Origin of the sequence: Schlesneria sphaerica (assembly GCF_044336245.1) — a bacterium.
Taxonomy (GTDB): Bacteria; Planctomycetota; Planctomycetia; order Planctomycetales; family Planctomycetaceae; genus Schlesneria; species Schlesneria sphaerica.
Map to the genome: position 1 here is coordinate 1,407,486 of NZ_CP172346.1, position 20,119 is coordinate 1,427,604.

Below are 20,119 nucleotides of genomic sequence, written 5' to 3' on the forward strand. Positions count from 1 at the left end.
ACAATTCCGTGTCGAAGTTCCGAACGGGTTGTCCTGAACCCCAGGTTGGTCAGACGTACGGGTAGAACGCTACGAATCCAGGTCAGTCGGAAAGGCTGCGCGACGGCGGATGGTTTCTGCTTCAGACCATGTGGCCCGGATCAGCCAGCATTCGCGGGCAATCTGCTCAGGTGTCGGCAGGTAGGAAGGCTCATTCGCGGTCGATGAGTGCTTGTTCTTTTTGACTGGTTTGGTAGCGATCATCATCATGTCCGATTCCTTTTCTGAACTGGTGTCACATCAATAAGGTCGAAAACTCTTCCCGTCGGTGGTCGTCGACCAACTTCGGTTGAATTCGAGGTAAGAAGCCGGGTTCGTCACCTGTTGCAGCAGCATTCGGTTTCGCCCTCTCATGGGCTGAAGTGATGTGCTCCTGCAGAGACTTCTCGTGATGGGTCCGAAGGGCTTTCACGCAGGCCTTCCGCTGAGGAAGACGTCACTGAGTCATTGGACTTAGCAATTGGAATGCCATAGCCACAAAGGGGAGCCAAATCGGTGTTTTCAGGCTCTATTTCGCGCTGTGACGGCTCAGTTCAGTGAGCCTACCTGAGCAATTTGGACGCTCGCCGCGCAACACTTCGAGAGGGGTCGCGCGAGAGGCGTTCATACGCAGAAATTCGTAGTCGCGGGTGACGTCCGCAAGTTCGCTCAAACCAACGCTCGTAAGTCACAGTGCAGAGAATGAGACCGCGTAAAATGGATGCCGCCTCTGCCGAGCAATGTGCTTCCCCGCAACAAACACGCGAGACGGAGAACTTCTCCTCACCGTTATTTTCTTCCCTTGCCCGCAACATGGTGAGAACCGGTACTGCAGTGCGACGGGGAGGAAACGACAGCAGAGACGCTGCTTGACGTCTCTGCTAATAGAGTCAGACTGTTGTGGTCGTCAATTCAGGATTGGGACCAGTACCCGCCGCGACTGTGATCAAACTGAATCTCGGCGCCGCGGACCTCTTCATCAAATCGGCCATCGAGAAATACGGTGCGTCCCTGAACGATTGTGCGAACAGGCCATCCCTGCAGTGTGACGCCATGCCACGGCGACCAGCCGCTCTTTGTCTGCTGGTTCTCGTTACGCACTGTCTGTTTCTTGTTCAGATCGATCAGCACAAGGTCAGCATCGTAGCCTTCAGCGATACGCCCTTTTCCAACCATATCCCATACCCGAGCCGGCGCTTCACACATCCATTGAACAACGCTTTCCAGCGAGCAGATTCCGGCATTCACGCTATCGAGCATCAGGGCCAGCGAATTCTCGACAGCAGGCAGACCTGAGGGGGACTTGGGATAGGGCTGCTGTTTCTCTTCGAGCGTGTGTGGTGCGTGGTCGGTTGCAATGACCTGAATCCGTCCCTGCTTCAGAGCGAGCCACAACCCTTCGTTATCGGCAGAGGTCTTGATCGAGGGATTCATCTGAACCAGTGAACCGAGCCGTTCATAGTCATCGACATTGAAAAACAAGTGATGTGGACAGACTTCGGCAGTGATGAGTCCCTGCGGATCGCGGAGGAGTTCTGTTTCGGCCGCGGTCGAGACGTGCAGCACATGGAATCGATGCCGATGGCGGATGGCCAGGTCGATCGCGCGCTTGGTCGCAATCACTGCGGCAGCCTCATCACGGATCAGCGAGTGATCTTCGTAGGTCGATCCTCCATTCAGCCGCTGTGAGTTTGCCCGGACCGTCGCTTCGTCTTCACAGTGAGCGCAAATGGGCAGTGTGGTCTCGGCGAAAATCCGCTCCAGCGCCGCCTGCTCATCGACCAGCAGGTCACCGGTGCTCGACCCGATAAAGATCTTGATCCCCGGCGTCCGGGTTGCCGCCTGAAGTTCTGCGAGATTGGTGGGGGTCGCACCGATATAGAACCCGTAGTTGACGAGACACCTTTCGCTGGCCAGTTGCAGCTTTTCGCTCAGCCGTTCGACAGTGGTTGTCGTCGGCCGCGTGTTGGGCATCTCGAGGAACGAGGTGACGCCCCCCTTGGCACAGGCTCGTGTGGCCGTTCTGAGATCCTCTTTGTGTGTCAGTCCCGGTTCGCGGAAATGAACCTGATCGTCAATAACACCCGGGATGAGAATCAGGTCATGGGCATCGATCGTTTCATCCACCTGAACCCCTTTGGGGGGATCGATCCCAAGGATTTTTCCACCTTCAATCAGGACATCCACACGGGCCTGGTCGGCAGGTAGAACGCAAGTGGCACCAGATATCAAAGTTCGCACGAAAGGACCTCACTTATGCAACAATTCACATTCTTACCGCAGGCACTTGTCCGGCCGAATCAGTCGGCGCTCAGCGCCTTGCTGACGATCTCACGTGCCTCGGAAACGATCTGCTGCAAGTGCTGTTCATCACGACAGCTTTCCGCATAAAGTTTATAGATGGCTTCCGTTCCCGAGGGGCGGGCTGCAAACCAGCCCCCGTCGGTCGTTACCTTGATTCCGCCGATCGGCTTCTGATTTCCCGGGGCGACATCCAGTTTGGCCGTGATCGCTTCACCAGCCAGCGTGTCCGACGTAACCGATGCGGGCTTCAGGCGTTTGAATGCTTCTTTTTCCTCCAGGGAAATCGGCTGGTCGATCCGCGTGTAGTGCCGCTCGCCAAACTGGGCAACGAGATCCCGGTAGTGCTCACCCGGGTCGCGTCCCGTTTTCGCGGTAATTTCCGCAGCGAGCAGCGCCAGAATAATGCCATCCTTGTCAGTTGACCACGCAGACCCGTCCATTCGCAGGAAGCTGGCTCCGGCACTTTCTTCACCCCCAAAGCCCAGTGTGCCGCTGTACAAGCCCTCGACAAACCATTTGAAACCGACCGGAACTTCATAGAGATGCCGGCCAATTGACGAAGCGACGCAGTCGATCATCTGACTGCTGACGCAGGTCTTACCGACTCCCGCCGTCGCCGGCCATTCCGCGCGGTGCTGAAACAAGTAGCGAATCGCCACGGCAAGATAATGGTTTGGATTCATCAGTCCCGACGATTTCGTCACGATTCCATGCCGGTCCGTATCGGGATCATTTCCGAAAGCGATATCGAACTGATCCTTGAGCTTAACGAGGCTGGCCATGGCGTATGGGCTGGAACAATCCATTCGGATCTTGCCATCATGGTCGACGGTCATAAAGCCGAACGCGGGATCTACACGCGGGTTGACGACGGTGACATCAAGCCCGTAGGTCTCGGCAATGGTCTGCCAGTAGCCCACGGCAGCCCCCCCCAGGGGATCGACGCCAATTCTCAGCCCCGCACGTCGAATGACGTCCATGTCGATCACATGCTTCAAGTCGTCGATGTAATCGCGAGCGAAATCTTTGGAAGTAGTCGTCGGGGCATTGAGAGCCGCTTCATACGAAACCCGCCTGATCGCCGAGATACCCGCTTTCAACAGTTCGTTCGCACGATTCTGGACCCAGCCGGTGATATCAGTGTCCGCAGGTCCTCCGTTTGGGGGATTGTACTTAAATCCCCCATCTTCAGGAGGATTGTGCGAAGGAGTGATCACAATCCCATCGGCCTGAGGCCCACTCGAATGATCGCGGTTGTAGCACAGGATTGCGTGCGAGACTGTTGGAGTGGGAGTGAAGCCATTCCCGTTCTGGATACAGGTCTCGATACCGTTCGCGGCCAGGACTTCCAGAGCAGACTGCTCCGCAGGACCCGAGAGCGCGTGCGTGTCTTTGCCGAGAAAGAGGGGACCAGTGATCCCATGGTTGCTGCGGTATTCGATCAGGGCCTGGGTGATAGCGACAATGTGCGACTCGGTAAACGTACCGTTTTTCGAAGTCCCGCGATGCCCACTGGTCCCGAAGCTGACCAGTTGTGCTTTATTCTCAGGATCCGGCCTCTGATCATAATACAATGCAATCAAACGAGATGTATCGATCAGCAGTTCGCGGGGTGCCGGAAGTCCAGCCAGTGGGGAGGTGGCCATATTGTGACCTTTTCTCTCGTTCAGCAACGAATGGGAGAGTCTCGCGTCGGCGCAAGGACTCGTAAATTGTGACTTTTTTCACGGAACGGCGATAAAGGTGATGTTCGGATTGGAATCACGCCGCGATCCACAGCCTCCAACCCGCCCATGTCCAGCCGTCATCGGCCGCTCAGTATAAGCATTCACCCCGAAAAATGGCGCGTCGTGGTCCGCAGAAGACCGTCAAAATTTCCATAGAACGACTCATTCGCCGTAATCATGTGAACCAGCAGCAAAAACAGATGCCGGGAAATCAGACGACGCGTTTCACCGTCACCGCACTGCGAGGCCAGAGTCGCTTTGTCCCTTGGTTCTTGCCGTCCTCAGTCGCAGAAACCAAGGACACCGCAGCCCCGAACGTAACATCGCGCGCGGAGCACAAAACCGATGCCACTGCTTCGAGAGTCCTCTCCGAAGCAGTGCCCGCGGTACCACCACAGACCAACTTCTCCGTCAAACTCATCAGAGCAACCCGTGCCACTACTCCTGTTGAGAAGCTTCCACTGCCACCGGTGCCCTCGGGAGTACCACAAAGTTCAGGAGAGACGCCACTCGACAGGCTCACCACCGGAAGCGGTCGTGACCCCATTTGGTCTCAGCCGGCGAAGAAACAGGCGGGGCCTCAACAACGGGTTTTGACAGCCGGAACGGCCCGACCTAACATACTCAGGCTTTTGGCTTTCGAGATGGACAACACGAACTCGAGTTAGAGATCATGGATGATTCACCCGCTTCTGCGGGTTCACTGGCGACGAACAATCTCCGTCGTCAATTGTTTTCTTTGGCGATCCCGGTTCTCTGCGAACAGGTTCTGACGTTCTGCGTCGGCTTCTTCGATGTCTTTCTCTCGGGCCGGCTGGGAAAAACAGAAACGGCGGCGATTGGATTGTCGGCCTACGTCTCGTGGCTGGCATCGATGATGTTCAGCCTAGTCGGCATCGGTACCTCCGCGATTGTTGCCCGTGAATGGGGTGCCGGCGAACACGAGAAAGCTCGTCGCATCCTGGGTCGTTCCCTGGCGATGACGCCACTGATCGGCCTGATCATCTTCCTGATTCTTCAGTTGATGGCCACTGGCTTTCCTCAGCTTCTGAAAATGGAAGGTGAGCAGCTTCGGATTGCAGTCGAATATCTTCGCTACGACGCCTGCGGCCAGTTCTTCGCTGGATGGACGCTGATCGCCGCGGCCGGACTGCGCGGAGCGGGCGACATGGTCACGCCACTCAAAGTCCTTGTTCTGACGAACGTCGTCAACATTATCGTTTCCTCGACGTGCACCTTCGGCTTCGTGGTGGGCGAAACAGCGCAGGTGCTGGTCCCCGCGTTGGGCGTCAAAGGAATCGTCATCGGCACGGTGATTTCGCACATCTGCGGTGCAGCGGCAATCACTTGCATCCTGTTCAGCAGGTCCGCAACGTTGCGACTGATCCGCTCGGACCTGGAATTTCATCGTGAAACGATCTGGCGGATCCTTCGTATCGGCGGCCCCGCGGCATTGGGAGGACTGTGCACATTCATCGGTCATTTTGCCTTTCTCATGGTGATTGCCCGGCTGTCTCCGTTGGGCTTTGACGGAGCAACATTCGCCGCGCATGTGGTCGGCATCCGGATCGAGTCCATGTCGTATCTCCCGGTCGAAGCCTTTGGAATCGCCGCAGCGACGCTGGTCGGACAATCGCTGGGGGCCGGTCAATTGGAACGAGCCAAACAGGCAGGGCACGAAGCCGTGCGCCAGTGCATCGGCTATGCGGCACTGATGTCCGTCATTTTCTTCGTCTTCGCACAACAGATCTTCGCGATGATGCACGCGGATGTGGCGGTGTCGGTCGCAGGGGTCCCCGCATTCCGCATGATGGCCCTCTATCAGGTCCCGAACGCGCTGCTCATTGTTTACATGAATGCACTGCGTGGTGCGGGGGACACGAAATTTCCGCTCTACTGCGCGTTGCTGGGGAACGTCTTTGTTCGAGTTTCGATTGGCTACCTGTGCGGAGTCTACTGGCAGATGGGACTGCTGGGCGCCTGGATCGGAATGGGGGCCGACAACCTGTTACGTTGCGTGCTGATCACGTGGCGGTATGTCGCGGGGCGATGGACTCGCACCCGCGTCTGACCATTGAAGAGATGCGTCCCACCGGGACCGATGTCCCGGTGGGTCCTGTACTGGCATCAGTTGGACGCCTCGGGAACATTTCCCTGGCTCCACTGCCCGTCGATCCGCCGCCACATCGTTCCCGTTGGATTGGCATTTCGCAGAGGGGCAGGCAGACGGTGTGGTCGCACACCGTCATAGCATTGCAGCATCGCAAATCGTCGGATCGACGACGGGATGCCGACGGCGGTGAATCCAGGATGGCCGGTCGCCGGGAACGGCCCACCATGATTCATGGAAGGGACCACGGCGACGCCGGTCGGCATCTTGTCATTGAGAAGTCGACCGACTTTCTGGCGGAGAATCGACGCAACCCGGTCATAGAGGGGGTCGTCCGATCCATCCGTCGCGGTATAGAGACTGCCGGTGAGATTTCCCTCAAGACAGCGGGTGACGGCCAGGAGTTCTTCTTCGTTAGCTGCGACGACGATCAACGATTCGTTCCCGAAGGCTTCCGTCTGAAGCGACTCAGGGTTGTGAATGAACTGTTTTCCGGTGACTCGCAGCAGGGTGTTCTGGCAACAGAATCCTGTTCCGCCCCCCTTCTCACCACCCGCCAGCAGTTGGGCTCCATTCTTGACCAGCGTCTGAATACCGGAATGAAGGTTCTTCTGAACCCCTTCGCTCAACAGCGTCCCCACGGGGGCGGCCGAGAAACGTTCCGCCGTCTCCTTGATAAACGCTTCGGTCTCAGGTCCTGCCAGAGCAATGACCAGTCCGGGATTGGTACAGAACTGCCCGACGGCCATCAGACAACTCGTCGCGAACTGTTCCGAGAGGGCTGCCCCCTTCTCTTTCAGTGCCCCGGGCAGAAAATAGACGGGATTGATGCTGGAAAGCTCGAGGTAGATCGGCTTACCGACTTTATCAGCGGCCTCTTTCAGGACCATTCCTGCCGAGCGGGCACCTGTATACCCGATCGCGCCGACAGAAGGATGTGACGCGAGCTTCACGCCATCACTGTGATCGATGCGATAGATCAACTGGACAAACCCTGCGGGCATTCCAGTGGCTTTCGCAGCTTCGTGCGCCGCTTCCGCAAAAATGCGGGTCGTGCCGGGATGAGACGAATGCCCCTTGGCAATGACCGGGTTTCCTGCTGCGACCGCTGCCGCGAAATCCCCGCCCGAGATCCCATTGAACGCGAAAGGAAAGTTGTTCGGTCCAAAGACCACAACCGGCCCGATCGGCCCCAGCAGGGAACGGATGTTACTCCCGCTGTCGATGGTGGCTTCAACCCATGAGCCGTCGCGGGCGGCTTTGGCCGCCTGACGAAGTTGATTCGTCGTACGGGGAAGTTCGACATCCTGAAGTCGCGGCTGGACCGCAAGGCCGGTTTCCAGATTCGCCAGCGTCACGAGTTCGGAAGTTCGCGCTTCGATCTGGTCAGCGTAAGCTTCCAGAAAATCGGCAAAGCGAGAACCGTTCCAGCCCCGTACCGCCTCGGCTGCTTTGGCTGCGGCATTGATCGCCGTTTCCACTTCGGCCCAGGGACTTACCGGATAAGACTCGGAAAGGGCCTGGGTTGTCTTTGGATTAATCGCCTGGAAAGTTTTCGTGCCGGTCGAAGCCCGCCATTCTCCATCGATCAATACATTTTGAGTTTTCATTGCGGTTCCTTGAGTGTCCCGATTCGCGGGACACCTCTGACTAAGCGTCGCTCTTAAACTTGCCTCTGGCGGCTATCTTCGCGAAGCAGCACAGGGCAATCAACCGAGTCTCAGTCGACAAACATCAGTTCGTTGGCAATCAAGAGCACCTGGGCTAACTGTTCAAGGTTGCTCAGCAGCGACGGCAGGGGCCCAGTAAAATCCCGCTGGGCATCCCAGACGGCTTCCGGAATGTTTGCGGCTTCGCTCCCCGCAGATCGATGCCGGACAACGGGGGACCAGAGGTACTGATCGCTGTTCAATTCTCCATTGATATCCACGACGAAATCGAGCGAGTCTCCCTTTTTCAGCTCGATCGATTCAATGTCCATTTTCTGCCGGGTATTGTGGAGGGGAATCGACGCGAGCGATCCCTGTCGGCTGGAAATGATGGAACAACGAATTCCATTTCCTGCGGCAACCTCATGAGCAGCGGTTGATTCCACAGAGAACGTTCCGTCATGAGGTGCCGTCCAGCGTCGCACCGCGCAGTGGTCCAGATTATTCCCGGGATGCCCACCTGAGGCCGTTACCTGCACCCAACCCAGGGCCGCGTCGGGCCATTGAGTCCCCCCCTGCCAGGCCGCCCCATTGAAATAAGGCAGAGGCTGAAAGTTCGTCAAAATTTTCGCCGCTTCGTCATAGCGGCCATAGCCGTACTGCCAGGCTAGTGACTCAGGACTGACGGCAGCAGCGATCTCTTCTCCGTCGACCGCAAGAAAGGCCAGGGCCCTTTCCAACTGTCCGGGGGTGGGTTGCCGCTGAAATACAGTCCGATAGAGCCGGCGAATTTTCTCTGCGGGATCAGTCACTCCGTCCTGACTGACTCGTTCCACCAGACTTCTGGCCTGTTGGGCCACAAAAGGATGGTTCAGAGCAAACAGGGCCTGCTGGGGAACGGTCGTTTCGCTTCGCAGCGGAATGTGGAGATCAGGGTTCGCGAAATCGAAGACACGCAGCGTCGCTGCCAGGAACTGGCGATCAATTAAGCCGTACAGGGTACGCCTGCGGTGAGCGGTCCCTTCCGTTGCGAACAGGTCGCTCGCACGCCCCCCCATTTGTAAGTCGAGCCGTCCCGCAGCCATCAACAAGCTGTCGCGGAACTCTTCAAACGACAGACGACGCGTATTCATTCTCCAGAGAAGTCGATTTTCAGGGTCAACCTGCATGGCACGCGCCAGTCCCGCAGTATTAGTTCCCCCAGCAGCTTGCGGTGCTTGATCGTCCGTCCCGAGAGACTGCTGCCGATAGGTGCTGGACAGGACGATCAGGCGGTGCAGGTGCTTGGTGCTCCATTCGTTGGCGATCAGTTGCCGGGCCAACCAGTCCAGCAGTTCCGGATGGCTGGGTGGCTCAGCTCGTATCCCGAAATCGCTGGAGGTCTTTACGAGACCCGATCCAAAATGCCCCTGCCAGACACGATTCACCCAGACTCGTGCGGTGAGTGGATTCTGTGGATCGATGATCGCCTGAGCGAGTTCCCTCCGTCCGCTTCCCTGTTGAAACGGAGCTGGTTCCGATCCCGCGACGACGGAGACGAAATGGCGCTGCACTTCAGCCCCGCGATTAGCAGGATTTCCCCTTCGGAAGATCCGTGCAGGGCGGATTAATTCCCGATCGACGAGGGTGACGGCATGAGCGGGAGCGAGAGGTGACTGAATCAGCCAGCGATCCACCTCCCCCTGCAATCTCCACAGTTCGGTCACAGAGCCACTGTCGAAATAGCCTTCCGTCGAAACGATGGGTTCATTCGGAACAAGACAGGGAGAACCGGGCGCAAAAAGAACCTGTCGCAGCGATTCATCCTCAGGAAGATCGAACGCTGCGGGGTCAGGCAATCCCGCCGCCTTCCCCTTTTCCAGATGGAGTTTCCAATCCCGATTCACGGCCTGAAGCAAAGTTCCATACCGTTCTGCGACTTCACGCATGGTCGCGGGAGGACGTGAGAGCGCAGACAGAACTTTACTGTTTACCAGGGCGGGTTCGTCGTTGAGAGCCTTTACGATCAGCGGCGATTGTTCAGCAAATTCGTCAGCCTTTAACGCGGCAAATCGTCGCCATGGTCCGAAGATGGGGTCTTGAATCCGCGTTTCCAGAGCGAGCCAGGCTTCCCAGCGCCGGACAAATGTCGGAATCACATCCGTAACCGCCAGTACCTGATCGAAACCCTCTTCAGGATATTTCGACAGTTCCGTTTGCGCGACGAGATAATCCGTCACCCGCTCGCGGACTCGGTCAGATGCCTCGGTCCGCTTCTGCTGCAGCGTGTCGTGCAGTTGCTGGCGGCGTTTCTGAAGCTCTTTATCAAACGCTTCGTACGCCTCATCGCGGACTGGCGGTTCGGCAATCGCCTGCAAACGTTCCGTCGAGTTCAGGAAGACGCCGTAGAGTGAGTAATAATCGGCCGTTGGAATCGGATCATATTTGTGATCGTGGCAACGGGCACATGCGACCGTCAATCCCATTGTTCCGCGGGTCACGACGTCGATTCGATCGTCAATGATTTCGTGCGTGACACCCAGAAAACGACGGCCCAGCGTCAGGAAGCCCATCGCCGCCTGAGCACTCAAGTCATTGGGTGCCACCTGATCCGCGGCGATCTGAAGCAAGAGAAACTGATCGTAACGGAGGTCACGATTGAAAGCCTGAACCACCCAGTCGCGATAAGCAGGGGCGTGGACCCAGAATCGCTCTTCCCGTGCGTAGACGTAGCCTTTCGTGTCCGAGTAACGAGCCACGTCCAGCCAGTGCCTTGCCCACTGCTCCCCGTAATGAGGTGAGTCGAGAAGTTCTTCTACGAGCTTCTCGTAGGCATCTTCTGCTGGATCATTCACAAATGCATCAACTCGCTCGGGAGTGGGGGGCAAGCCGGTCAAATCCATCGACAGTCGTCGAATCAATGTGCGACGATCGGCGGCAGGAGACGGTGATAAACCATTCGCTTCCAGGCGCGCCAGGACGAAACGGTCAATCGGTGTCCGTTCCCAGGTGGTCTCTTTCACATCCGGGACGGCGGGGTTCGTGACAGGCTGGAATGCCCAGTGGCGACGATGCACGTCCGCCAGCGATTCGCCGACGGTTTCCAGTGCTGCCGGCCACGGTGCTCCTGCCTGCACCCAATGCTCAATCGCCGCGATCTGCTTGTCCGTCAGCTTGCCGTTGGGAGGCATTTGCGTATCGCCCAGGTGCTTGACCGCCAGAATCAGCAGGCTGGCGTTGGCATCACCGGGCACGATCGCAGCACCGTTGTCGCCACCCTTGAGCAGGGCGTCGCGGGAATCCAGCCGCAGCCCGGCTTCCTGCTTTTTCGCCCCGTGGCACCGCTGACAATGTTCCACCAGCACCGGACGAACTTCTGATTCAAAGAACTGGCCTCCATCATCCGCTTGCGCAGTTGAAGCGAGGAACAGCCCGAACGAACAGATGACTCCCGCCAGCATTGCCGACCGTGAGAGCGATTCCGTTTCCATTGGACGCCCCCTGGTGTTGAATGAAGTGTCGAGGGGGTTTGTCGGAAAATTCGAAAACAGTGGTCGTATCATCGAAATCTCACGTCGTGCATCAGGAACGCGAACAGGCGTCGGCCGACTCAACGAGTCTATCCGCGATTATAGATAAACGTTCGCTGATTGCATTCGGCCGGCCTCTGCAAAATTGGAATCGATCCTGATTCCGCGATCAGGGACGCCATCGAACCATTGAGGGAGAGTCAGCGCTGCGGGGCCGTGGGTTCACATCGGGCGATGCGAAATGGAGGACGGACGTGCAACGGCAGGCACGGCATCGCCTCGGTTTTTCCAGGCGCCAATGGAATAGAACCCTGCGAATCGGGTCTGAGAATGGCTCGGCTGCTCCGGTCTCTCGGCTAAGCTTGTCTCGCGTACCGACAGAGGGATCGACTATCGGCCCAAATCCCGCCACGCGCGCGGAATGTAACGAAGTAAGTCCGAGGCGATCAGACCGATCTTCGAGTTTTCCTCCGCAGCGATGTCCCCTGCCAGCCCATGCAGATGAACTCCAAATTGAGCGGCCTCAAAGGGTGCCATCCCTTGCGCCAGCAAGGCAACCAGCACTCCCGTCAGGACGTCTCCCGTCCCCCCGGTCGCCATCGCACTGTTCCCGGTGGCGTTGATTGCGACACGAGTCCCATCGGTGATGACCGTGTTCTGTCCCTTCAGTACAACGATCAGACCATTCCGCTTTGCGAATTCCGCGGCATGTTGTTGTCGATTCTGCTGAATTGTCTCGATGTCCAAACCGGTCAGACGAGAGAACTCCCCCGGGTGCGGCGTCAGAATTCTCGCAGCAGCCTCACTGGTCCGCGGAAGGACGTACGGCCGCTTCGCCAGGATGTTTAACGAGTCCGCATCGAAAACCGCCGGTTGCGTCAGAGTCGTATACAGGTGCGTGACCACATCGAGCAGCCCGGCGGATTGACTGAGCCCTGGCCCGACGGCGACCGCGTTCTGCCGCGACAGCACCTCGGCTAATTTCTGCGGAGCGGCATTGGAAAGCCTCCCTTCCGCATCTTCCGGCAGTCCGATCGTCATGTACGAGGGTTCGTATCCCGCGACAATCGAGAGGATCGATTCGGGAACCGCGACGGTCACCAGCCCTGCGCCTCCACGGAGTGCTGCCGTTGAGGACAGGCAGGCCGCACCACTCATCCCTCGACTGCCCGCGATCAGCAAGGCTCGCCCACAATCCCCTTTGTGGGCGTCATCGCTTCGCGCAGGTGCGGCGGGCAACGAATTGACAAGCTGCAGAGCGGTGAAATCAGCCATCAAATCCCTTTTTCAAATAGAATCCTGTCGCATCCTTCAGGCATCGGCCGAGCAGTTTCCGTCCGCGTGACCGTCGAGAGGATCCAATGATCCTGCTGCCGTCACGCGTCAGCCCGCAGTCAGATTGTACTCATCCGGCGGTCCTTGTGGCATCCCCTGGCTTCCGGGCGATGAGACTGGCGAGATACCCACCCTTAAAACCGGCGTCGATATTGACGACAGCGACATTCGCAGCACAACTGTTGAGCATCCCCAGCAGAGGAGCGATCCCCCCCAGATGAGCCCCATAGCCGACGCTGGTCGGCACCGCGATGACGGGGACACTCACCCACCCGGCCACGACCGAAGGAAGTGCCCCTTCCATTCCTGCCACGACGACGATGGCATCTCCGTGCGCTAATCGATGGCGCTGCGCCAGCAGCCGCTGCGGACCGGCAACACCAATATCGAGCACCAGGTCGGTCTCGCATCCCATCCAGCGGCAGGTCTCAAGTGCCTCTTCCGCGATCGGTCGGTCACTGGTCCCTGCCGATACGACGATAACGCGTCCCTGAATCTCGGGATCCCGGTTGCGCTGAGTCAGCGTTCGGGCAACAGGGTTATGAACGGCTGTCGGCAGATCACGCAGGACGAATTCGGCCTGTTCGACAGTCACCCGCGTCGCGAACGAGTTCTGACCGGCGGTCTGCTGCTTCAGAAAGACGTCCCGAATCGCCGCGGGAGTTTTTCCCGGTCCATAGACGACTTCAGGAAAGCCGCAACGTCGCTCCCGGTCCATGTCGATCTGGACATCCGCTGTCACTGCGGTCGCCGCCAGGACAGAGCGAAGTTGAGTCTCCAGGTGGGATAAACTCATCTGCCCTGCTTCCCACTGGCGAATCAACCCCTCAAATTCAGTGCTTGACATCAAGAAAAACTCTATACGAACGGGACAGGAAGACTTTCAGCCCCACAGGTCAACGGTGGCGGCGAAAGAGTTCCGCAACATACTCGAATCACAACGCGCAGGAAAAGCCGGGCGATAAATATCAGTCCTGCCCGCTGGTGCCGACTTGCACGCAGCTGCAGAGAAACAGACGGCGAAACACCGACGAGTTGTCAGTTCACTTCTCAGCAACACAACAAATCCCCAACACAGCGAACTAGGCTGGCGCGTCTTCGAGTACGAGTTCATCCGTCGACTGAACGGCGTCAACGACGCGACCCTCCTCCATGCGAATAATGCGATCCGCCACGTCCAGGATCCGATGATCGTGCGTCACCAGCAAAACCGTGGTCCCCCGGTGATGTGCCAGATCGCGGAGCAGTTCCACTACCAGCCGTCCGTTTTCCCTATCAAGTGCCGCCGTCGGTTCATCGGCAATCACGATGTCAGGATTCCCCACCAGGGCGCGCGCCACGGCGACCCGCTGTTTTTGTCCTCCCGAAAGCTTCTCTGGCAGAAAATCAAGTCTCTGCTCCATATTGACGAGCCTCAACGCCTGTTCGCAGGCGGCATACCAATTCTGCATGCCCGCTTTGCCATGGACCTCCAGACCCATGCGGACATTCTCGAGCGCCGTCAGGCTGCGGTGGAGATTATGGGCCTGAAAAATAAAGCCGAGTCGCCGACGCATTTCGGTCAACGTGCGGGCATCGGCTCCGTTCAATTCCTGCCCCAGGAGCTTGACCGAGCCTGCTTCGATCGACCTCAGACAGCCGATCAGCGTCATTAACGTCGTCTTCCCCGAACCGGAAGGTCCCATCAGGATGATGACTTCCCCACGCTGAATCGTCAGATCGACATGGTGCAGGACACGGACTTGCGCCTCCCCTTTGCCAAACGAGTGGCAAAGGCCGCGAACTTCGATCGCCGCTGCAGACATTCCCAGGATTTCAGAAGCCTCTGTCATCGGTCGCCTCCCTTAGAACAGATCCGCGGGGTCTGCCGAGTTGAGTCGCCGGGTCGCCACGGCTCCGGAAATCACGCACATCACGGCCGTCAGCAACAGCACGAAGAGGGGGCGCGACCAGGTCATCGCTATGGGCAGCGCCGTTGCGCGAGCTGCCACCGCATATAGGACCAGAGAGACACACAACCCGGGAACAAATCCCAGAGTGGCCAGACAAACAGCCTCCTCGAACACGATTCCCAGAAAGTACCGGGGGGAATACCCAATCGCTTTCAAAGTTGCATATTCCGCAAGATGGTCCTGCACGTCGGTCGACAGCACCTGATAGACCATCACCAGTCCCACGATCACACCGATGGCGACTCCGAAACCGAACACAAATCCAATCGGTGTCTGCCGCGACTGGTAGTTCTGTTCGGCGTCAATGAATTCCTGCTTTGTCAGCGCAAGCACATCCCGTTCGGGGAAGTGCTGGTCGATCTGGCGAGCAATCGCCAGAGGGTCGGTTCCCGAAGCACACTTCAGTAGAACCACTGTCGGTGTTCCGGCGGCCCGCTTGGGAAACAGACTGAGAAATGTCTGCTCGGAAACGATCAGCAATCCATCCACATCGAAGGAAGCACCATGTGAAAAGACGCCCCGCAGTGAAAGCTGACGACCGCTCGATTCAATCAGATACTCCCCCTGCTCCTGAATCACAGTTTCAATTTCGCGACGGAAATCCCTCGTACGACGATCGACGATCGCACTATCGGGTTCGCGTAAGAGTGGAACTTGCTGCTGCAACTTTTCATCGAGGAAAACTTCTCCGGACGGAACGATCCCGATCACGCGAAAGTTTGTGGTATCACCCGTCGCGGGATCGGTCCACATCATCGTTGACATGAAAACCGGAGTGGCTTCTGTCACACCGGGAATCGCCATCGCCTGGTACATCCGCGTCCGAGGAAGGGGGTTGGCTTCCCGTAGTGAGCGAAAATCACTGCTGACAAGCACGATGTCCGCAACCAGATTCCGGTGCGTGATGACGCTGGTCTCAAACAGGGCGTTCATGAATCCCAGTTGCATGAAGATCAGGACGTTTGCAAACGTCACACCTCCTACAGCGGCCAGCAACCGGGTCCGATTGTGCTTCAGTTGCAGCCAGCCGATGGGGAGGCGTCCCATCAGACGCGTGAGAAACGGGGTCACGGTACGAACTCCGCTCGAACCTGCAGCCCAATATATTTGCGGGCCACCTCGCTGGCCTCGTCGCTCAGGCGAACCACGACTTCGATCACACGTGCATCGGTATTCGCTGCGGGCGTCGCGTCGACAATGGACTGCCGCTTCACAAGGGGCGAAATCCGCGAAACGTCTCCCTGAAGCGAGTGCGCCAGCGCCGAAGAATTGAGCCACACCGACTGGCCAATCCGAATCCGCTGGGCATCGGTCTCGTACACGTCGATCCGAACATCCATTTTTTCTGTGGCACCAAAATCCAGAATCGGGCCCGAGCCGACGGGCTCACCCGCTCGCTTATGAAGATCAAGCACTGTTCCGGCGACGGGAGCCCGTAAGTAAGCCTGTTCCAATCGCGTTTCCGCCTCCCGGAGCGATCCCTTTGCAACCTCCAGATCTTCGAGCGCCACCAGGACATCGACGGGTTCCTCACCCGGCTCGGCTTCATAATGAATGAGCCGGGCCTGAATTTCGACGATCTTTTGCTGCGACGATTCCGCCTGTAGCTGTGCCAGTTCCAGATCCGATTTTGTCGTGGAGTTGCTCCGGTCCAGCCGAGTCAGTCGTTCCAGCACACGTCGGTCGTTCACGAGTGTCGCGCGGGCAATTTCCAGTGAAGCAAGTAATTCCCGTCGGGTGGACTCGACCAGTCGTCTCGTTTGTGCCACGACGGCTTCTGCCCGGCGCACCCGTCGCTCGGCTGTCTGCCGTTCCGCCAGCAGTCGTTCTTCGTTATCGAACACCGCGAGGATCCGATCCGCCTCAACAGTGTCACCTTCTTTGACGTCCATTCGCCGAATGCGCGCCGCGCTGGCCCCGTCTGGACCTGCGACAGCGATAACTTCCCCTGTGGGCTCAATCCGCCCGAGAGCGTAGATCCGGGGTAGAGCAGGAACGGCCGAGTTGTTGCCAGGAACTTTTGCGAGCGTCTCACCTCTCAGATTGGGAGACCGAAGAAACCAGATCCCGGTCGCCGTGAGAGTAAAAACGATGAGACTCGCCACGATCCAGGTGTCCCGTGAACCGTGTCGAGCCCCGCGATCTTGCCGTTCAACCGAGAGAAGCGTCAGGCGAACCGGAGAATCTTCATTCGCAGAAGTAATTTTCTCTGAAGGGCTTGCGCTGGTCTGTGGAAGACTTGGAAGGGCTGACATGATTGTGTCGACTGCGTCAGACAGCCGCCTCTCAATAATGACTAAACGGTCACTAAAGAGGATAATGACCTTAAAGTCATTATTTGTCAAGCGGAATAACCACGTCGTTCGCTCCGAGAAAGGGCCATTCCTGACGCGAACTGACGCGGGATTTATGGTAGCCTGTTCGAACACAATAACGCAGCCAGGTGGAGCGCATGACCGAAGTCCGAAAACGGCAAAGACGTAAGGAAGCCAGACCGCAGGAAATCCTGGCAGCGGCCGTTTCTGTCTTCACGGAGAAAGGGTTTGCTGCCGCTCAGGTGCAGGAGATCGCGACACGCGCCGGCGTCGCCAAAGGGACGGTTTACCTTTACTACAAGACGAAGCAAGAGATTTTTGAAGAGATTGTTCGTGCTAACGTCAGTCCCGTTTTTTCCAAACTGAACGACTTGCTGCATGTCAGACAGGGTTCAGCGGCGGACTTGCTGTGCTTGGTCCTTGAGAGTCTTTACCGCGAACTGGTCGATGTTCCGGATCGCCGGGTCGTGATTAAAGTTCTCGTCTCCGAGGGTGGCCAGTTTCCAGAACTGGTCGAATTCTATTATCGCGAAGTGCTGCAATTTGCCGAAAAATTGCTGCGTACACTTCTGGAGAACGGCCGTGACGCAGGTGAATTTCGGGCTTGCCCCGCACTCCTCGAGCCTCGCGTGGTTGTCGGACCGGTCATCCTTGCCTCTGTCTGGCGGATGACATTCGAGAAAATTTCGCCGTTGGATTTACCAAAATTCGTTAACGCACACCTCGACCTGGTGTTGAACGGATTATTGATTCGTTGATGTTCTGTAGATACGGGCCAGGGATCGGGAAAAGGAATGCTCGAAGTTAGGTCATTCGATGGAACCGCCGAGGAGTTGTCGGACTTCGTCTTCCAGCAGTGGTGTGCCACGTACGAGGGACGAATGCTGGTTCCTCACTGGGGGGCTGACTATTTCCGCTGGCAGTTGCAGATGGATGATCCGCAGCGTCGCTGTCATCTGATTGCTGCATATCGGGGAGCAAAACTGGCTGGTGTTGTCCTTCACTTTCCGATGCAGTTTGCCATCGGGAAGGATGTGTTTACTGCTTCTCAGGCAAGCTGGCTGAGCGTTTCTCCGGAATTTCGGGGACAGGGAGTCGGCAGTGCACTGAATCGGGGGTCGCGAGCCTTCCACCGTGACCGGAAGCTGCGATTTCAACTTGGCTTTGCCTACTTCGGTCACCGGGCCTCCCTGGCATCCAGGTTCTGGCTGAAGTCGCAAACGGACAATACAACACCGATCCGCAGCGCCGGATTCTGGATCCGTATTCTCGATTCCAAAGCGACCGCTGAGTGGAACCTGAATCGTTGGGAAAGTGGCCTCACGACCATTGTCAGTCCACTGATTCCTCCCCCCAAAGTTGACTCGCGACCATCCCTGACAATCCGACCGGCGCGGACAGACGATGTAACGACCTGCCTGGCGCTGGTGAATCGCGCGACTTCCCACTGTGACCTGAGAATCGTCTGGAACGAAGAGACGCTCAGCCGACAACTCGGCCTGCACGGCTTCAGCAAATCTCTCGTGGCCCAGGTCGACGGCGAAGTAAAAGGGTTCGTTACGTTTCACATTCTGCCGATTGTCGGAAGGAACAAGGTCCCGGTCGGGATCCTGGATCTGGTCGTGGTCTCGGACCTGGCCTCAAGTGATCGAAACAGTCTCGTCGATGCTGCACTACTGGCCCTTCAGCAGGAAGGGGCCGCCTTTGTTCTGAAACTGCGTGTGGGAGATCATCCCGCAGGTCTCTTCCTCCGGCGCGGCTGGTATTACCAGTTACCGCAATCGCACGTCCTCGTCACCTGGGCCGAGGATGCTCAAAAATTGCCCCCACTGAAACGGCTGCACGTGCTCTGGCGATAGTCGGGCGCCCCGTCCCCAATCCAGAGTTTCAACAGATGTCCGCTACTGCCCAGCGGGAGGGGTCACGATGCCATGAGGGTGCAGGATTGTTCCAGGACGGCTGTCACAGTCGTGAATTCACAGAATTCACGATTCGTCCGATTTCTTGCGCGTCAGACTGCGTGTAATCGAGTGCCTTATCGACTTGACCGCGTTGCGGATGGAGAATCGGAAGGCACCGATGGTGTACATGAAGCTCAGGACCGACAGGATCGAAGTTTGTGTCGAAACACAGAGGTAACAGTTCGACAATTCGGGCCGAAACCGGGTCTTAAAGTGGGTCAGCCCCTGAGTGCTATAGAGTAAATTCCCAAGGTGATCTCCGGCAAACAGTCCAAAACGCAAGATCGCGCTAGAGCGATTGCCGGTGTATTCACGGCTCCCCTTCCAGATCAGCAGCGAGAGTGAAGCCTGTCTAACCCCTTCTGTTCGCAGTTTGTCCAGCACGTCTTTGACCAGAAACGGAATCGCTCCGCGCGTCGCATCACTTCGCTTGCGGAACATCTCCAGCGCTAACGAATTCCCTCCTCGCATGGGATTTCCGACGATGAACGCTTCGATCCGTTCCGTCTGAGAATTTTCCGCGACAAAAAGCCGACGACGGAGCAGGTTATCGGGTTGCAGTTTACCGACGAGAAGATTGATTTCTCGATCGTAAAAGCGGTCTTTCAGGTCGTCCCGTAAAACCTCGAAGAGCTCCCCCTTCAGCTTTGTCCAAGTTTCTTTGTCCAGCTTTTCCGGGTGGATTTCCCGGGCGACCAACCCCATTCGCTGACAAAAATTGGATTGTCTACGCACCCACTCATAGGGTTTTCCGGACCATTTGAGTGTGTCGAGATCAAGAAGAGTATCTTCCCCAAACTTCGACACTTCCCAGTTCGCCGCCTCAAAGTGCGGTCGATCTTGCTCACCAATGGAATAACAGGCGACAACCCGCTTGTTCTTCTTCGCCCAGTCGCTTAACTGTCGAACAAACTGACTTCGGTTTTCGGGGGCTGCGAGAATCCCCCCCGAGCAGTGCAGAAAACGTCCCGCAGGGATCACGGATAAAGCTGCCGTATGATCGGGAGACAGGATGCAAAATCGTTCCGGTTCCACCGCTAGATACGATTCTGGCGATTCTCCGTAGTCGTAAGCCAGTCGTTCCAGAGCTTCAAATTCCGATTTGGAGAGGGAGTCAACGCGGCGGACCTGCCAATTTACGTCGGGCGGGGTCGGTTCGATCACCTGGGACGGGGTCGGTTCAGACCGTTTCGCGACCGCCGGCTTCACGGGTGATTGATTTGTAACATTCATCAGTAA

At 57.4% G+C, this 20,119-nt stretch carries 14 protein-coding genes; 3 read left to right on the forward strand and 11 right to left on the reverse strand.

Features of this window, described 5'->3' with window-relative positions; genetic code table 11:
- Positions 1–69: 69 nt before the first annotated feature.
- From ACGY09_RS05380 to pgm, 3 genes are all read right to left on the reverse strand, one after another.
- Positions 70–249 (reverse strand): hypothetical protein, encoded by a 180-nt coding sequence (locus tag ACGY09_RS05380; RefSeq protein ID WP_373651291.1) that lies wholly within the window; start codon positions 247–249, stop codon positions 70–72.
- Positions 250–930: 681 nt separating this feature from the next.
- Positions 931–2,259 carry a dihydroorotase gene (locus ACGY09_RS05385; protein WP_397570763.1) on the reverse strand — a complete coding sequence of 443 codons (1,329 nt, stop codon included), beginning with the start codon at positions 2,257–2,259 and terminating at the stop codon, positions 931–933.
- 59 nt (positions 2,260–2,318) lie between these two features.
- Positions 2,319–3,968 (reverse strand): phosphoglucomutase (alpha-D-glucose-1,6-bisphosphate-dependent), encoded by a 1,650-nt coding sequence (pgm, locus tag ACGY09_RS05390; protein ID WP_397570764.1) that lies wholly within the window; start codon positions 3,966–3,968, stop codon positions 2,319–2,321.
- 754 nt (positions 3,969–4,722) lie between these two features.
- Between pgm and ACGY09_RS05395 the strand changes: the two genes are divergently transcribed.
- Positions 4,723–6,120, forward strand: coding sequence for an MATE family efflux transporter (locus tag ACGY09_RS05395; protein WP_397570765.1), 1,398 nt, complete (start codon positions 4,723–4,725; stop codon positions 6,118–6,120).
- A gap of 56 nt (positions 6,121–6,176) precedes the next feature.
- On the opposite strand, the gene ACGY09_RS05400 is transcribed toward ACGY09_RS05395, so the two are convergent.
- The 7 genes from ACGY09_RS05400 to ACGY09_RS05430 form a co-directional block, all read right to left on the reverse strand.
- Complete coding sequence (locus ACGY09_RS05400) at positions 6,177–7,769, reverse strand: aldehyde dehydrogenase (NADP(+)) (RefSeq protein ID WP_397570766.1); 1,593 nt, start codon at positions 7,767–7,769, stop codon at positions 6,177–6,179.
- A gap of 110 nt (positions 7,770–7,879) precedes the next feature.
- Positions 7,880–11,278 (reverse strand): DUF1553 domain-containing protein, encoded by a 3,399-nt coding sequence (locus ACGY09_RS05405; RefSeq protein WP_397570767.1) that lies wholly within the window; start codon positions 11,276–11,278, stop codon positions 7,880–7,882.
- A gap of 429 nt (positions 11,279–11,707) precedes the next feature.
- Positions 11,708–12,592: an NAD(P)H-hydrate dehydratase gene (locus ACGY09_RS05410; protein ID WP_397570768.1), complete on the reverse strand. Its 885-nt coding sequence runs from the start codon at positions 12,590–12,592 to the stop codon at positions 11,708–11,710.
- 130 nt (positions 12,593–12,722) lie between these two features.
- Entirely contained in the window at positions 12,723–13,499 is a 777-nt protein-coding gene (larB, locus tag ACGY09_RS05415) for a nickel pincer cofactor biosynthesis protein LarB (RefSeq protein ID WP_397570769.1), read from the reverse strand.
- Positions 13,500–13,734: 235 nt separating this feature from the next.
- On the reverse strand, positions 13,735–14,484 hold the full coding sequence (locus ACGY09_RS05420) for an ATP-binding cassette domain-containing protein (RefSeq protein ID WP_397570770.1): 750 nt from the start codon (positions 14,482–14,484) through the stop codon (positions 13,735–13,737).
- Between the two features lie 12 nt (positions 14,485–14,496).
- On the reverse strand, positions 14,497–15,675 hold the full coding sequence (gene devC, locus ACGY09_RS05425) for an ABC transporter permease DevC (protein ID WP_397570771.1): 1,179 nt from the start codon (positions 15,673–15,675) through the stop codon (positions 14,497–14,499).
- On the reverse strand, positions 15,672–16,709 hold the full coding sequence (locus tag ACGY09_RS05430) for an HlyD family efflux transporter periplasmic adaptor subunit (RefSeq protein WP_397570772.1): 1,038 nt from the start codon (positions 16,707–16,709) through the stop codon (positions 15,672–15,674). The genes devC and ACGY09_RS05430 overlap by 4 nt, the downstream gene beginning before the upstream one ends.
- A gap of 347 nt (positions 16,710–17,056) precedes the next feature.
- On the opposite strand from ACGY09_RS05430, the gene ACGY09_RS05435 reads away from it, so the two are divergent.
- Together ACGY09_RS05435 and ACGY09_RS05440 are read left to right on the forward strand one after the other, a co-directional pair.
- Positions 17,057–17,677, forward strand: coding sequence for a TetR/AcrR family transcriptional regulator (locus ACGY09_RS05435; RefSeq protein ID WP_397570773.1), 621 nt, complete (start codon positions 17,057–17,059; stop codon positions 17,675–17,677).
- Positions 17,678–17,713: 36 nt separating this feature from the next.
- Entirely contained in the window at positions 17,714–18,778 is a 1,065-nt protein-coding gene (locus ACGY09_RS05440) for a hypothetical protein (RefSeq protein WP_397570774.1), read from the forward strand.
- A gap of 126 nt (positions 18,779–18,904) precedes the next feature.
- Here the strand turns inward: ACGY09_RS05440 and ACGY09_RS05445 are convergent, their stop codons facing one another.
- Positions 18,905–20,113, reverse strand: coding sequence for a phosphatidylglycerol lysyltransferase domain-containing protein (locus tag ACGY09_RS05445; protein WP_397570775.1), 1,209 nt, complete (start codon positions 20,111–20,113; stop codon positions 18,905–18,907).
- Positions 20,114–20,119 lie beyond the last annotated feature (6 nt).